The organism is Halomonas sp. AOP27-A1-41 (genome assembly GCF_052378605.1).
In the GTDB taxonomy this organism is placed as follows: domain Bacteria; phylum Pseudomonadota; class Gammaproteobacteria; order Pseudomonadales; family Halomonadaceae; genus Vreelandella; species Vreelandella citrativorans.
Genome location: NZ_JBQSXT010000001.1, coordinates 363,534 through 378,456, shown reverse-complemented (window position 1 = coordinate 378,456; position 14,923 = coordinate 363,534). Strand labels below are relative to the sequence as shown.

The 14,923-nt window shown below is 54.8% G+C and carries 14 protein-coding genes; 2 read left to right on the top strand and 12 right to left on the bottom strand.

All coding sequences use genetic code 11. From position 1 onward, the window contains the following. Positions 1–2: 2 nt before the first annotated feature. The 9 genes from mltG to ACT3TC_RS01630 form a co-directional block, all read right to left on the bottom strand. Positions 3–1,007: an endolytic transglycosylase MltG gene (gene mltG, locus ACT3TC_RS01670; RefSeq protein WP_444638898.1), complete on the bottom strand. Its 1,005-nt coding sequence runs from the start codon at positions 1,005–1,007 to the stop codon at positions 3–5. Positions 1,008–1,016: 9 nt separating this feature from the next. Continuing rightward, positions 1,017–1,844: an aminodeoxychorismate lyase gene (pabC, locus tag ACT3TC_RS01665; RefSeq protein WP_444638897.1), complete on the bottom strand. Its 828-nt coding sequence runs from the start codon at positions 1,842–1,844 to the stop codon at positions 1,017–1,019. Between the two features lie 6 nt (positions 1,845–1,850). Further along, positions 1,851–3,089, bottom strand: a complete 1,239-nt coding sequence (gene fabF / locus ACT3TC_RS01660) for a beta-ketoacyl-ACP synthase II (RefSeq protein WP_444638896.1) — start codon at positions 3,087–3,089, stop codon at positions 1,851–1,853. 191 nt (positions 3,090–3,280) lie between these two features. Beyond that, positions 3,281–3,514: an acyl carrier protein gene (acpP, locus tag ACT3TC_RS01655; RefSeq protein ID WP_008956801.1), complete on the bottom strand. Its 234-nt coding sequence runs from the start codon at positions 3,512–3,514 to the stop codon at positions 3,281–3,283. Between the two features lie 124 nt (positions 3,515–3,638). Continuing rightward, complete coding sequence (gene fabG / locus ACT3TC_RS01650) at positions 3,639–4,382, bottom strand: 3-oxoacyl-ACP reductase FabG (protein WP_444638895.1); 744 nt, start codon at positions 4,380–4,382, stop codon at positions 3,639–3,641. 69 nt (positions 4,383–4,451) lie between these two features. Next, the gene (gene fabD / locus ACT3TC_RS01645; protein WP_444638893.1) at positions 4,452–5,411 is read right to left on the bottom strand and encodes an ACP S-malonyltransferase; all 960 of its coding nucleotides are present in this window, start codon (positions 5,409–5,411) and stop codon (positions 4,452–4,454) included. A 196-nt stretch (positions 5,412–5,607) separates the two neighbouring features. Then, positions 5,608–6,627 carry a phosphate acyltransferase PlsX gene (gene plsX / locus ACT3TC_RS01640; protein ID WP_444638891.1) on the bottom strand — a complete coding sequence of 340 codons (1,020 nt, stop codon included), beginning with the start codon at positions 6,625–6,627 and terminating at the stop codon, positions 5,608–5,610. Positions 6,628–6,670: 43 nt separating this feature from the next. Beyond that, positions 6,671–6,841: a 50S ribosomal protein L32 gene (rpmF, locus tag ACT3TC_RS01635; RefSeq protein ID WP_087109291.1), complete on the bottom strand. Its 171-nt coding sequence runs from the start codon at positions 6,839–6,841 to the stop codon at positions 6,671–6,673. Positions 6,842–6,877: 36 nt separating this feature from the next. After that, complete coding sequence (locus ACT3TC_RS01630) at positions 6,878–7,408, bottom strand: YceD family protein (protein WP_087109293.1); 531 nt, start codon at positions 7,406–7,408, stop codon at positions 6,878–6,880. Between the two features lie 168 nt (positions 7,409–7,576). Here ACT3TC_RS01630 and ACT3TC_RS01625 point away from each other — a divergent pair, with 168 nt between their 5' ends. Beyond that, the gene (locus tag ACT3TC_RS01625; protein ID WP_444638890.1) at positions 7,577–8,176 is read left to right on the top strand and encodes a Maf family protein; all 600 of its coding nucleotides are present in this window, start codon (positions 7,577–7,579) and stop codon (positions 8,174–8,176) included. An 8-nt stretch (positions 8,177–8,184) separates the two neighbouring features. Here the strand turns inward: ACT3TC_RS01625 and sppA are convergent, their stop codons facing one another. From sppA to ACT3TC_RS01610, 3 genes are all read right to left on the bottom strand, one after another. After that, positions 8,185–9,309 carry a signal peptide peptidase SppA gene (gene sppA / locus ACT3TC_RS01620; RefSeq protein ID WP_444638889.1) on the bottom strand — a complete coding sequence of 375 codons (1,125 nt, stop codon included), beginning with the start codon at positions 9,307–9,309 and terminating at the stop codon, positions 8,185–8,187. A 63-nt stretch (positions 9,310–9,372) separates the two neighbouring features. Then, complete coding sequence (locus tag ACT3TC_RS01615) at positions 9,373–10,023, bottom strand: HAD-IA family hydrolase (RefSeq protein ID WP_444638888.1); 651 nt, start codon at positions 10,021–10,023, stop codon at positions 9,373–9,375. Between the two features lie 32 nt (positions 10,024–10,055). Beyond that, positions 10,056–10,997, bottom strand: coding sequence for an RluA family pseudouridine synthase (locus tag ACT3TC_RS01610; RefSeq protein ID WP_193053769.1), 942 nt, complete (start codon positions 10,995–10,997; stop codon positions 10,056–10,058). Positions 10,998–11,670: 673 nt separating this feature from the next. Here ACT3TC_RS01610 and rne point away from each other — a divergent pair. Then, positions 11,671–14,886, top strand: coding sequence for a ribonuclease E (gene rne, locus ACT3TC_RS01605; protein ID WP_444638887.1), 3,216 nt, complete (start codon positions 11,671–11,673; stop codon positions 14,884–14,886). Positions 14,887–14,923 lie beyond the last annotated feature (37 nt).

The following is a 14,923-nucleotide window of genomic DNA, read 5'->3' as shown; positions in this document are numbered from 1 at the left end:
GGTCAGCGGTTGCGAATATAGCGATTAACTGCATTATTGTGCTCACGCAGCGTACGCGAAAAGTGGTGTGTGCCGTCCCCCTTGGATACGAAGTAGAGCGTCTCGCCAGGCAGAGGATCAACCGCTGCTTCAAGCGACGCTCGCCCCGGCATGGCAATTGGCGTGGGCGGCATGCCATCAATCACATAGGTATTGTAAGGCGTGGCTTCACGCAGGTCGGCATAGGTAATGCGCCCTTGATACCGGTCGCCCATACCGTAAATCACGGTTGGATCAGTTTGTAGGCGCATGCCCTGCTCCGTCCGGCGCTTAAAGACACCGGCGATCTCACGCCGCTCTTCAGGCGCGCCTGTTTCACGCTCAATCAGCGATGCCATAATAAGCGCCTCATAAGGCGTCTCAATAGTCAGGTCATCAGAGCGTGCGGCCCATACTTCTTCTAAAATGTTTTCCATCCGCACCAACGCTTGGCGCAAAATATCGACGTCACTCATACCCAGGTGGTAGCGGTACGTATCGGGGAAAAACCAGCCTTCTGGAAAGGTGCCTTCTCTATCCAGCAAGGTCATTATTTCTTCATCGCTCAACTCCGCCGTGCGATGTTCCAGCTTGGGTGCGTTATTGAGCAGGTCGCGTAGCTGACTAAATGAGCATCCTTCTGGAAGCGTCAGCGGATACGCCACCACGCGGTTACTGCCTAACAGCGCCAGCATTTCCAGCCCGTTCATGCCAGGCGTTAACTCATATTCGCCCACGCGAAGACGGGGAATACGTTCGGGCTGAACTCGAGCCAATACTTGAAAAGCCCAGGCATCCTCAAGAATTCCTTGCGCCTCCAACTGCGCAACCACCTGATTAAAACCTGCTCCAGCAGGCACCTGATATAAAACAGGGGCTTCTAAAGCAAGAGGAGCTTCTAATCGGCTTTGCCAATAAAAATAGCTGCCTGCGACGCCAACGACGCCCAATACCAGCATAATTCCAACAGCGGCCAGTAACCGTTTCAACGTATCACCTCAACAAAATAGGTCAGGGCTTGCGGTATAAGTTGACGCATAGCCAAGCAGACGATGCGCCCGTATTTGGAACTTATCGGGCTGATTAATTGGCCAACGCTGCAGACAAACCGCATCTTCAGACAATAACGTCGCCACTGGCCATACGCCCTGTACGGAGTTCGCTACCCAAGCGCGCTCAACGGCGGGTAAGGCCTCAAGGGTAAGATTAGCTTCACGCACAGCGCCTTCAGCAATTAACGCGGCACGCAATGTACCGGCCACGCCACACGTATCGAGTGGCGGCGTAAACAGTTCACCGTGTTGCTGCCAAAACAGGTTCATACTGGTCGCCTCGACCAACTGCCCTTGAGCGTCCGCCAGCAAACCTTCGGCAATCGACACATCCTGCCACTCTTGTCGAGCCATTACATTTTCGAGGCGGTTTAAATGCTTGATACCAGCCAAAGCCGGTTGGTGAGCCAAGCGTATGCGGCAGGTACGCACCGTTACGCCGCTTTTCCAGCGCTCAACCATAGGGGCGAAAGAAGTCCGCCGACTTAGTAAACGGGGTGTTGGTGTATCAGGTAATGCATACCCCCTTCCACCACTACCCCGAGTAACAATCAGTTTTAATACCTCAAGCGGTGCCGTGGCGTCTCCCTGCCAAGTGGCATCAATCGCCTCTTGGCAGGGAACCGGAATACCGAGCCGCTGGCATCCCTTCACCAACCGTGCCACGTGGTATGTCCACAGCACCGGTTTACCGTTACGTAGCAGCACCGTTTCGAACACGCCGTCCCCATACGCCAGCCCGCGATCATCAAACGGCACCTGAGGCAGGGTCATCTTGCGTTATACCTTTTTAAACAACAGCGAGCCGTTGGTGCCGCCAAACCCAAACGAGTTGGACAAGGCAACATCAATACGCATGTTACGCGCCGTGTGCGGCACATAGTCCAAGTTGCAGCCTTCCTGGGGGTTATCCAGATTAATCGTTGGCGGTGCCACCTGATCACGAATGGCCAGAATGCTAAACACCGCTTCAACAGCGCCAGCAGCTCCTAACAAATGGCCAATCATGGATTTGGTAGAACTTACCGCCACATCCTGAGCAGCGCTGCCCATTACCCGTTCAACAGCCCGGCTTTCGGCCAAGTCGCCAGCGGCCGTGGAGGTTCCATGCGCGTTAATATAGTGCACTTCGGCAGGGTCCATTTGAGCATCTTTAATCGCATTGCTCATGGAGAGCGCAGCCCCGCGACCATCTTCAGGCGGTGCCGTCATGTGATAGGCATCATCACTCATGCCAAACCCGACAAGCTCGGCATAGATATTCGCGCCACGTGCTTTGGCATGCTCGTACTCTTCAAGTACCAGTACACCGGCACCATCAGAAAGTACAAAACCGTCGCGATCTTTATCCCACGGGCGGCTTGCTGCTTCGGGATTATCATTACGCGTTGAAAGCGCTCGGGCGGCAGAGAAGCCTCCCAGGCCAAGTGGCGTCGTTGCCATTTCAGCACCACCGCAGACCATGACATCCGCATCCCCATAGGCAATCGTGCGTGCACTATAGCCAATGTTGTGCGTACCGCTGGTACATGCGGTGGTAATAGCGATGTTAGGCCCTTGAAAGCCATGTTGAATCGCCAAATTTCCCGAGATCATATTGATGATAGAGCCCGGCACGAAAAAAGGTGATACGCGACGAGCGCCGCTCTTGTTAAGCGCATTGTGGTTATGCTCGATCATGGGCAGGCCACCAATACCTGACCCCATGGCTACCCCAATACGCGGTGCATTCTCTTCTGTACAGGTAATGCCAGCATCCTGAATTGCCTGCGCGCCAGCCGCCATGCCGTACTGAATGAACAGGTCCATCTTGCGGGCTTCTTTGGGATTCAGATAAGGGCTAATATCAAAATTCTTAACCGAACCACCAAAGCGTGTATTGAAGCTACTTGTATCAAAGTGCTCAATGGGCGCTATGCCGCTCTTACCAGCCGTAATATTCGCCCATGTTTCATCCACGTTATTGCCCACTGGGGTCACCAGGCCTAACCCAGTTACCACTACCCTTCTTCGTGCCATTAGCTTTCCTCCAGGCATCCATGGTGACTCGACCCATCCGGGTCATTTTCAGTAGAAATCAGATGACTAGTATAACGGAGATTGAACGTTATGTTCACGGTGAAGCACAAAGCAAAAAAGCCGCCCTTTAAAAGGGCGGCTTTTAAGGGGGGTGCTAGCACCACACCCTCGTTTGATGCATCAACTTGCCCTTACTGGTGGGCGTTTACGTAGTCGATGGCTTCCTGAACTGTGGTAATTTTTTCCGCTTCTTCATCAGGAATTTCAGTATCGAACTCCTCTTCCAAAGCCATTACCAGCTCAACAGTGTCAAGCGAGTCAGCACCCAGGTCTTCAGTGAAAGAAGAGCTGTTCTGGATGTCTTCTTCTTTAACGTTCAGGCGCTCTGCTACAACTTTCTTAACGCGCTCTTCAATAGTACTCATTAACGTACTCCAGTCGTTCACATTAGCCGTTTTGGATAACCAGCTATTTGGAAACCGCAAGCCAAAAGCTGCGGGGTAGTTTATAGACGCCCTTAGGCAGACGCAACCGCTAAGCCTAAGGCCATCAACGCATATTCATGCCGCCGTTTACATGCAGGGTCTCACCGGTAATGTAACTTGCAGCATCACTGGTAAGAAAACCGACAGCGGCAGCTATCTCTTCCGGACCGCCCAGGCGAGCCAACGGAATTTGCTTCAGCAGCATTTCATGCTGCGCTTCCGGCAACGCTTGTGTCATATCGGTCGCGATAAAGCCAGGCGCCACTGCGTTAACCGTAATTGCACGTGAAGCCACCTCACGCGCCAACGCACGGCTAAAACCTTCCATACCCGCTTTTGCAGCTGCATAGTTAGCCTGACCCAGGTTACCCATGGTCGCCACTACAGAGCTGATGGATACGATACGCCCAAAACGCGCCTTGGTCATGCCTCGCAGGCACGCCTTGCTTACACGATAGACGGACTTGAGATTGGTATCCATCACCGAATCCCACTCATCCTCTTTCATGCGCATCAATAAATTATCACGCGTAATACCGGCGTTATTAACTAAAATTGTCGGCGCACCAAAGCGCTCCGTGATGACCTTAAGCACGTCATCAATGCTTGCCTGGTCCGTCACATTAAGGCAAAGGCCAGCACCCTCAATGCCGTTTTGCTGCAAATCGGCATCAATTTTTTGTGCCCCGGACTCACTGGTCGCGGTTCCGATCACGATACGGTCCTGACGGCCCAGCTCGTGAGCAATCGCTCGACCAATACCACGACTGGCACCAGTAACAAGCGCAACTCGGCGTTCTTGCGTCATATTTTTTTGCCTTTAACTATTGGCTTTTTAACCACGTAAATAAGCAAGGATAGCGAAAATTTCAGCGAACTAGGCGTCACTAGTCTGCGCTTCACGTGCAAGCTCAAGCGCCGCATCCAGGCTGTCAGGATCATTGACTGCCAGCCCTTTAGCGCCACGGACAATACGCTTGTTAAGCCCTGTCAGCACTTTACCTGGGCCACACTCAATAAACACATTAACAGACTGAGCAGCCATGGCTTCAACGCATGCTGCCCAACGCACCGGCTGATAAAGCTGTTCGATCAACCGCGTACGCAGCGTATCGATGGCGGCATGTGCCTGCGCATCTACGTTTTGAATAACCGTGTAGCGTGGCGCTCGAAATTCGACACTTTCCATAGCGGCGGCCAAACGCTCGGCAGCTGGACGCATCAGTTCACAATGCGAAGGCACCGAAACCGGTAGCGCCATTGCACGCTTGGCACCCGCCTCCTGACACGCCACAATCGCCCGCTCAACCGCAGCGGCACTTCCGGCAATCACGACCTGGCCCGGCGAATTATAATTAACAGCCGAAACAATGTCCCCCTGCGCAGCACTGGCGCAAGCGGCTTCAACCGCACTATCTTCCAAGCCGAGAATAGCCGCCATACCGCCCTCACCGACCGGTACAGCGTCCTGCATGGCTTCGCCGCGAAGGCGAACCAGCTGAACGCCTTCAGCAAAACTCATCACACCCGCACACACCATGGCGCTATATTCACCCAGGCTGTGCCCGGCCATGACAGTAGGCCGAGGCCCTTCAAGCTCCTGCCACACCCGCCAAATTGCAACACTAGCAGAAAGCAGCGCAGGCTGCGTGCAAGCGGTCGCGTTTAGCGCGGCCTCGGGGCCTTCTTGGACGACTTTCCACAAGTCGTAACCAAGTGCATCCGAAGCTTCCTCAAATGTTGTTCCCACTACACTATAGCGTTCGGCTAGCTCACGCAGCATTCCAAGCTGCTGAGAGCCTTGCCCGGGAAAAATGAGGGCAAGGGGTTGAGACATGTCGTTCACCTTTGCTCTTTAGGCATTTGCTCATTTGAGCGATAAGCGTGGCTATGGCTACATCCTGCTGTCACCCATAGCCCGCAAAATAAGTTCTAACCTTTTATTATCGAGCACTTTACCTAGTAGCACTCTGCGCCCATACCCTACACCATGGTGTACACATAAGCGCCTTCCTTAATGACTGAAAATGGTATTAACGGCGCTCCCAACGCCCTGCCATACGCGCGGGTAGATTATGCTCCACCTCATGTACAGCACGCTGGATCGCATAATAAAAACCCTCTGCCTGGGTACCACCATGGCTTTTCACCACGATGCCCTTCAAACCAAGCAGGCTTGCCCCATTGTAGCGTACAGGGTTTAATTCTTGCTTTAGATAGCGCAACACAGGCCTGGCCAGTAGGCTTGCCAAACGACCGCTTAGACGCGATTCAAACGCCATCTGGACACGCTCAACCAGCATACGAGTCAAACCTTCGCTTGCTTTGAGTACGGCATTCCCGACAAAGCCATCACACACCACCACATCAAGCTTGCCTTCAAAAAGATCACCACCTTCGGCATACCCCTGATAGGCAAAGGCGGACGCATCAGGATATTCGCGCAGAAGCCGGTCTGCTTCGCGCACGTTCGCACTCCCCTTGGTAGCTTCCGCCCCCACATTAAGCAGCGCGACACGGGGCAGGCTTACATTATCAACGCACTGCGCCATGGCAGCACCCATGACGGCAAAATCAACCAACCGGTGCGCGGGCGAATCCACGTTCGCGCCCAAATCCAGTAAATAGCAGCGGCGGCCATAGCGGGCCGGAATCGCAGTACTAATAGCAGGCCGTGAAATACCTTTAAGCGTTCCCAGCTCACGACGAGCAAGCGCGACCAACGCAGCCGTATTGCCCGCGCTTACGCCAGCGACTGACTCGCCCAACCGAAGACTCCGCAACATACACGCCATACTGCTTGCCTGGCCATGACGAAGCGCCCAGGCAGCACTGGAGGCCTGAGAGATGCTTAAAGGGGCATCACTAACCGCTAAACGTGACACTGCCGCAGCCAGAGGCTGCGGCAAGCGTGAAAGCTCAGCAATAATATGCTGACGCGGACCAAACAGAGTCAATTCAAGACCAGGATGTTCAATCACTGCTCTTGCAGAGCCTTCGATAACCGCATGGGAGCCTTGATCGCCTCCCATCACATCAATCGCTAGGCGCATGCAGCACCCACTCTATTTGGCCGCTTAACAAGATAGTTAAGGCTTATACCTCAACCACCTTGCGACCACGGTAGAAACCATCTGCAGCGACATGGTGACGCAGGTGCGTCGTACCGGTTTCTTTGTCCTGAGACAGCGTCGGCGCGCTCAGCGCGTCGTGGCTACGACGCATACCGCGCTTGGAACGAGTCTTACGGTTCTTTTGAACTGCCATGGGTGTTTACTCCAGGGTGTGTAGGGTAAATAACGCTTACTTTTTGCCCTTTAAGGCATTAAGCACTGCGAAAGGGTTCGTGGCCGGCGTCGCTTCTTCTGACGTGCCGTCTGTCTTGCTGACCAGCTGCTCCGCCGAGACATGGCATTCGGTCTCATCGTGATAGACCACCTGCGGCAGACTGAGGATAAGTTCATCCTCCACTACCGTTAGTAGATCCAGCTGTTCTTTTTCCACCAGCACCGGTTCATGACTGGCAGGCAGCTCGGCGGCCAAGGCCTCGTCACTGATCATTCCAAGCAGGAAGTCACTGGACACGTCTTGGCTCAGCGGCACCAGGCAACGACGACATGGCAATGCCAGCGTCGCTTGCAAATGGCCACGAATTTCACGACGACCTTGGGCATCCACACCAAACTCAAGGACAACATGACAATCGCCCGTTTGGTCACCTGCCTCTTCGGCAAGCCGTGGCAACGAATTCAGTGCCACTACGCCTTCTAGTCGTTCGCGGCGGGCTGCAAGCTTATAAGGCTCAACCCGGCTGGGGAGTTGTGAGGTCAACATAGGCGCGCAATGATAGGCACTCCCCCCGCTGGTGTCAAAGCTTCAACTCAATTCTTCATGGTTTATCGCACATTTCCCCATAACTTATCGCCCACACCCGCAAATTAGGCACGCCCGCTGGCTTTCGCTACACTCCCCTTTTATTCCAAATCGCTTAGGAGAAATGGCGTGCCGCTTACTCAAAACGCGTCGCTGGTGCTAGGCTCAAGTTCGCGTTGGCGACGAGAGCTGTTGGAACGCTTACAGCTTCCCTATCAGCGCTATTCGCCTGATATTGACGAAACACCTCGTGCCAATGAGTCCCCCAAGGCGCTTGTGCATCGTTTAGCGCTCAGCAAAGCCAACGCCGTGGCGCCCCACTTCCCCAATCACTACATTATCGGCTCAGACCAGGTAGCGCTCTTTGAAGGCGACATACTGGGCAAGCCCCACACCCAGGAACGCGCCTGCGCCAACCTGGCGCGTTTTTCAGGTCAGCGCGTTACTTTTTTAACCGGGTTAGCGCTGCTTGATACCCAAAGGCAACGCCACTACACCCACATAGAGCCTTTCGACGTTATCTTTCGGCAGCTGACCACACGCGAAATTGAGCGCTACGTCACCCTTGAGCAGCCACTGGACAGCGCTGGCAGCTTTCGAATGGAAGGATTGGGCATCACGCTGTTTGAAGCGTTAGAAGGGCGTGACCCGAACGCCCTGATTGGGCTTCCGCTTATTGCGCTGTGTAATATGCTACGCCAAGTGGGCATGGACCCACTTGACGGTTAAGCTCGGGCTTATTGTGCCTGGTAGCGTAGCGGCGAGTGAGCCGCTTTAAGGCCAAGCACCTCCGCCGCCACTTGGGTAAAGCGTCGCGTCAACCGATCGAACGGGTCAAGGCGCGGCGTATAATCTTCCCAACTCGCCTCCCCCACCTGATCGCGCGCCACTTCTTCCAGGCTTGCCAACTGGTCCACCAGGCCAAGCTCAAGCGCCTGCTCGCCGCTCCAGATAAGCCCAGAGAATATATCTGGCTGGTCGCTTAGCCGATCGCCTCGCCCAGCACGAACATCATTCATAAATTGCTGATGTGTTTGCGTCAACACACTCTGCCAGAATGCCTGCGCCTCTTCATCAAGCGGCTGAAACGGGTCCAAAAACGCCTTGTTCTCGCCCGCCGTTAACACACGGCGCTCTACGCCTATCTGGCTGATCGCATCCTGAAAGCCAAACCCTGCATAAATAACCCCAATCGAGCCCACCAGGCTTGCCGGTGAAGCAATGATTTCATCGGCTGCCGAGGCGATATAATACGCCCCACTCGCACCGATATCCTCGATAACCGCCAGAATCGGCTTATCACCCTGTTCGCGCAGGCGCATGATTTCCGCGTAAATACGCTGCGATTGAACCGGGCTGCCACCAGGACTATCAATATGCAGTACAACGGCTTCGGTATTATCTGATTCCCAAGCGCGATTTAATCCCTGAATGATACGCTCGGCGTTCGCTGGAGCATCACTGGCAATAACGCCATTAACGTCTACGATGCCCAAGTGACGCTGCAGGGTAGACGCATCACCCGTTGCGGCCCAAAAAGCGTTATATACAACGGTCGCGACTAACGCCAGTATCAAAAAGAGCGTCATAAAACGGAAAAACAACTTCCAACGCCGTGTACGACGCTGCTCTGTTAACACGCCGCCAATCCAGCGATCCATCATTTCAACCTGCGCCAAGCGCTGCCGCTCACGCAGCGTTTCAGCATCATCGCCTGCCGCCCCCACCGGAGCAGCCTCATCTTTATAAGCCGCCACGTCAGGACCCTGCGTCCAGCGATCCTGACTTGAACGATCAGGCGTAGGGTTGTCCTCAGGCTGTTGGTATCCGCTGGCATCACTGCGGCGCCAATCATCACTCATATATCATCCTTTTTTGAGTTTAGGGACGCCAGATGATGGACCATCCACCCAGCGTCGCATCCTCTATCCATGCAGCCAGCCAAAAAGATCTTCAACGTTATGAGCGACCCACTTGGGCTGGCTTGCCGCTAGCCGCGCTGGCGTATGAACACCGTACGTTACTGCCACACGATCCATGCCAATGGCCCGCGCCATTTCCAGGTCATATTCCGTATCGCCTACCATCACTGCACGCTCCACGGGAACGTCAAGTTCTAGAAGCAACTCATTCAGCATTTGTGGGTGTGGCTTTGAACGTGTTTCATCTGCAGCGCGACTAGCATGAAACCAGCCCCCACTTCCCGTTTCAGTGAAAACCCGATCAAGGCCACGGCGGCTTTTACCCGTGGCAACGGCCAAACGCTGCTGTTCGCGCTCGCGAAGTCGCGCTACGTGCGCCTCGACTCCATTAAAAAACGGCATGGGCGTTGTGTTTCCATGCACAAACTGATGTGCATAGCGCTGACGCAAGCGTTCGGCCTGAGCAGGACCGATGCCCGGACACAGCGTGGCGATGGCTTCAGGGAGCCCCAGGCCGATAATATCTCTAATGGCCGCGACGTCCAGCTCGCCCCACTCAGCCTCCTGGGCCGCTACCTGCATACAGGCAACAATTTTCGACACCGAATCCATCAGGGTGCCGTCCCAATCAAAAATAATCAGCTCGTAACGCATTACCGCCCCTTATTACTTCACTGCCCGTACATTTATTGCCGAGCACGCTTGAGCACGTCTTCCAGAACGTCTGGCAACGGCGCCTTTACGGTCACTGGGCGGCCGTTGGTAGGCTCTGGAAACGTTAGCGAGCGGGCATGCAGAAACAAGCGGCTAACGCCTAGCTGTTTCGTCAAGTGCGCACTTTCACGTGTCGAGTACTTATCATCCCCAAGCAGCGCATGCCCCGCATGAGTCGCATGAACGCGAATTTGATGTGTTCGTCCGGTCACCGGCTCGGCTTCAATCAGCGTGGCTTTCTCAAAGGTTTCAACAACCGCAAAATGAGTGCGCGATACCTTGCCGTTTGGATCTACCCGCACTCTACGCTCACCGTTACCTGCGTCGAATCGGTCAAGACGCGCGCTTTCATAGGTTTTACGTGCAGGCCAGCGACCGCTCACAAGTGCCAGATAACGCTTGTCCATGCCATGTTTTTTTAACGACTCGTTAAGTGTCACCAAGGCATCACGAGACTTTGCCAGCAACAAGCAGCCAGAGGTATCGCGATCAAGCCGATGAACAAGCTCCAAAAAGCTCAAATCATCCCGCACCTGACGCAGTGCTTCAATCAACCCGATTTTAACCCCGCTTCCCCCATGCACCGCCAAGCCAGAAGGCTTATTAAGCACCATCCAGTCAGGGCCTTCCATAATGACGCTACCTACTAACACGTCACGCAAATTATCGCTGACTTCCTTCACCGCCTCACGCGGCGCCAAACGTAATGGCGGCACCCGGACCAGGTCACCCGCCTGGAGACGGTAGTCCACCTTGACGCGCTTTTTATTAACCCGCACTTCACCTTTACGCACGATGCGGTATATCAATGCTCTAGGAGCACCTTTCAGGCGAGTCATCAAAAAATTGTCAATTCTTTGACCTGCCTGTTCAGGGGCGATATCCACCCACTGTACTTCACGCCCTTCGGCCATTGCCGCGCACTCCTGCTGTGTCTCTATGATGCCAGGCTAAAAACGGCATTCTAACGTAGACCCAAGGGCATTGCGTCAATTGCTGGTAGTTGTCTTTACTGTTATATTCCAAATCGTTCACTACTAAGCGTGGGCAGCTTGTCGAGTATTACAGTTTTCACAAGTGCTACTACCACGTTTAGCTAAAAGCGCCTGCCCGACTAACACGCAGGCCTGAGCACAAGAAGCGGCGCCAGTGTACGCATTGCCCGAATCTTAACGTATTAAAATGCAGTCACTCTGTCGCCCGTATGATGTCGACAGATTTGCTAACGCTTAGCCCAAAACGGCAAGCGAATGCTGAATAAAACGCCACGCCCAGAACTGCCCCGTCTTTTCGTCACAAGGCGCTGGTCACTTCTGGGCGACAAGTTCAACGCTGTGCCGACGGCCGGCGTTGACGAATCGATGAATGCTAGGTGTAGGCGGTGTCAGCAGGGCCGGATGGACGTGACAGCCACCGAAACACGTCCTGCCTCCGCCACGTACTCAACCTGTCAGCCGGGTCGGTTAAAACCTTCCTGGCTTGCCGCGTCAGCATAACCATGCGCCGAGCACAAGCACGCAGCACCCACCGATTCGTCTACGTCACTCCTTAGACGGTCCGTCGGCGCGCAACGCTATGCGAGACAACATGAAACGGATGCTTATCAATGCGACCCAACCCGAAGAGCTTCGGGTCGCGCTGGTTGATGGACAACGCCTGTACGATTTGGATATTGAATCAGGTGCACGAGAGCAGAAAAAAGCCAATATTTATCGCGGCAAGATTACCCGCGTTGAACCCTCCCTTGAAGCGGCCTTCGTTGACTTTGGCGCAGGACGCCACGGTTTTCTACCGCTCAAGGAGATCTCCCGCGAATACTTTCTTAAAGACGTATCTGGCCGTCCCAGTATTAAAGAGGTACTGAAAGAGGGTCAGGAAGTTATCGTGCAGGTGGACAAGGAAGAGCGCGGCAACAAAGGCGCAGCCTTAACGACCTTTATTAGCCTGGCAGGCCGCTTTTTGGTGCTTATGCCCAACAACCCTCGTGCAGGCGGTATTTCTCGCCGCATTGAGGGCGAAGAGCGCAGTCAGCTAAAAGACGCCATGGGTCAGCTCACCGTACCTGACAAGATGGGTCTCATCGTGCGTACGGCGGGCATTGGCCGTAATCCCGAAGAACTTCAGTGGGACCTGGATTATCTGGCTCAGGTGTGGGAATCAATCACCACAGAGGCCGCCAAGCGCCCTGCTCCGTTCCTGATTTACCGCGAGTCCAACGTTATTATCCGAGCCATGCGGGATTACCTGCGCCAGGATATCGGCGAAGTGCTCATTGATAGCCCTGAGATTCATGCTGAAGCGCTGGGCTTTATCCGCCAGGTAATGCCGTCATACCAGCAAAAAATTAAACTCTATGCGGATGAAGTGCCGCTCTTCTCGCGCTTTCAAATTGAGTCACAGATCGAAACAGCCTATCAGCGCGAGGTCAAACTCCCGTCTGGTGGCTCAATCGTTATCGACCATACCGAAGCACTGGTTTCAATCGACATCAACTCCGCCCGAGCGACCCGCGGCAGCGATATTGAAGAAACCGCCCTTCAGACCAATTCTGAAGCGGCCGATGAAATCGCCCGCCAGCTGCGCCTTCGGGATATTGGCGGCTTGGTGGTGATTGACTTTATCGACATGGGCCCGGCACGCAATCAGCGCGAAGTCGAAAACCGCATGCGCGACGCTTTGAAGCTTGACCGCGCACGGGTACAGATTGGTCGCATTTCACGCTTTGGCTTGATGGAGATGTCTCGCCAGCGCCTGCGCCCTTCGCTGGGCGAAACCAGCGGCGTGGTCTGCCCGCGCTGTATCGGCCAAGGCACCATCCGCGATGTCCGTTCGCTCTCGCTCTCGATCATGCGCCTTATCGAAGAAGAGGCCATGAAAGAGCGTAGCGCACAAATTCGTGCGATTCTGCCCGTACCTGTTGCTACCTACCTGCTCAATGAAAAACGTAGCGTATTGGCCGATATTGAGTCGCGCCAAGAGGTACGCGTCGTACTGCTACCCAATCCGGAAATGCATACGCCTCATTATGACGTGCAGCGTTTACGCGATGACCATTTAGATGAAGATGACACACAAACACTGTCAAGCTTCGAGCTATCTACCGATACCGAAGTAGGCAAAGAGCCCAACCCCAACTTCGCACCGCCCACACAGCGCGCTGAAGCGGCAGTTAAGAGCATTGCTCATAATGCACCCGCACCCGCCTCGCTACAGACGGACGAGCCAGCAGCAGCCAAGGCCACCGCGCCTGCCACCAACGATGAGCAACCCAGCGTTATTGGGCGCTTTATCCGTGGGTTTGCAAAGCTACTGGGCAGCGATGACAACAGCCCAGCCGAAGCCCCTGTTAGCAAGCCAGAAGCGCCTACGCCACGTAAACAAGCCGAGCGCAGCCAACAGAAACCGGCCCCATTAGGCAGTGAGACGAAACAGCGTCCTGCCCGTAGCGAGCGCACCGAAAACAGCAAGGCAGATCAGCGGCAGACCCCGTCACGAAATGCCAATGTCGATGCCAGCGAAGAAGCCAACGATAAGCGCAGCGGCCCTTCTCGCACTCGCAATCGTCGCCGGAACCAGCAGCAGGACGATACTAAAACGCAGGAGAGTGGCAGCAAAAACAGCCGCCAGAATCAGAAAGAGACCTCTCCCGCAAAAGACGAAAGTCTGGATACATCGAAGAAAGCGCCTCAAAAAGAGTCACGTCGAGAGGCTCAACGCGACAATAAACCGGCAAAAGAAGCTGCGCAAAACAACGCAGAACAGCCGACTCCCCAGGATGATGGCAAACCGAAGCGTACACGCAACAACCCGCGCAACCGTTCACGCAAGCAGGCAGTCAGCCCTCAGGCGGAAGCCGAGCAGTTAAAGCTGCAGGCCCAGGCAGCCGAAGAGGCAACGCACTCAGACGCTACAGCCCCAGTGGCGGAAACGCCCGAAGCTGCAGCACCGAAACAGGAAGTCGCTCACGAAAGCCTTTCTGAAGCCTCTGCACAGTTGCCTGAAACGCAAGCCGAAGCTTCGCCTGCCAGCAGCATTGCAGATAGCAATCACGCTGACAGCCAATCGCATCAAGCGACCGCTGAGGAAAACACTCAGGAAACCGTTCAGGAACTTTCTCAAGCACCATCTCAAGCACCAGCTCAGGAAAGTCCCAAGCCTCAAGACGCGGAAAATACCGGCGTTAGCGCTGCTGACGAAACGACTCCGGTAGCGGCAGTTGAACCCGCCGAAACACTTAAAGCGGAACAGCCCTCTCCGAAAGTCGCCGAGCATGACGTTGCGTCAGCTGAAGCAACAGCACCGGCCCAGCAAGAGACGCCCGCAGCTGCCGAGCCTGAAAGCGCACCGGTCTCGGAAGATGAGCCGAAAACGGCAGATGAAGCGAAGAGTGACGATGTCATATCTCTTCCGCAGCAGACCGATGAAAAGCTCGAAACCGACGCAAGTAGCGACGTCGATACTACGCTCGCGCCATCGCCCACTGAATTGGCCGAAAGCGGCGTAGTCGATGACCCCCAACAGTTGGCACCGGTCAATGCGTTGGCAGACGCTACACCTGTTCAGGAACCTGTAGAAAGCAGCACACCTGCGGATAACGCACCTGCCGACAAATCGCTTGCCCAGGAAGATGTGCAGCCTGACGCCACTAACGTTGACGTTGCGCCACACGCCGCTAAACCGGTAGACGCACCTGTCGCCGAAGAAGTGGCTGAAGAAGTGCCCAAGCCGCGTCGTCGCCGCACCCGTGCGCATAACGACCCTCGTGAGCTACGCAAGCAGGCACAAGAAGCCAGCAAAGAGTAATTTGCTGACTGCGTAAAAAACCCCGCCTGGCGGGGTT

Coding starts and splice junctions, on each gene's coding strand:
- pabC (WP_444638897.1), bottom strand. CDS start 1,844: ATGACCCTGCCTCAGGTGCCGTTTGATGATCGCGGGCTGGCGTATGGG.
- fabF (WP_444638896.1), bottom strand. CDS start 3,089: ATGGCACGAAGAAGGGTAGTGGTAACTGGGTTAGGCCTGGTGACCCCA.
- acpP (WP_008956801.1), bottom strand. CDS start 3,514: ATGAGTACTATTGAAGAGCGCGTTAAGAAAGTTGTAGCAGAGCGCCTG.
- fabG (WP_444638895.1), bottom strand. CDS start 4,382: ATGACGCAAGAACGCCGAGTTGCGCTTGTTACTGGTGCCAGTCGTGGT.
- fabD (WP_444638893.1), bottom strand. CDS start 5,411: ATGTCTCAACCCCTTGCCCTCATTTTTCCCGGGCAAGGCTCTCAGCAG.
- plsX (WP_444638891.1), bottom strand. CDS start 6,627: ATGCGCCTAGCGATTGATGTGATGGGAGGCGATCAAGGCTCCCATGCG.
- rpmF (WP_087109291.1), bottom strand. CDS start 6,841: ATGGCAGTTCAAAAGAACCGTAAGACTCGTTCCAAGCGCGGTATGCGT.
- ACT3TC_RS01630 (WP_087109293.1), bottom strand. CDS start 7,408: ATGTTGACCTCACAACTCCCCAGCCGGGTTGAGCCTTATAAGCTTGCA.
- sppA (WP_444638889.1), bottom strand. CDS start 9,309: ATGAGTGATGATTGGCGCCGCAGTGATGCCAGCGGATACCAACAGCCT.
- ACT3TC_RS01615 (WP_444638888.1), bottom strand. CDS start 10,023: ATGCGTTACGAGCTGATTATTTTTGATTGGGACGGCACCCTGATGGAT.
- ACT3TC_RS01610 (WP_193053769.1), bottom strand. CDS start 10,997: ATGGCCGAAGGGCGTGAAGTACAGTGGGTGGATATCGCCCCTGAACAG.
- rne (WP_444638887.1), top strand. CDS start 11,671: ATGAAACGGATGCTTATCAATGCGACCCAACCCGAAGAGCTTCGGGTC.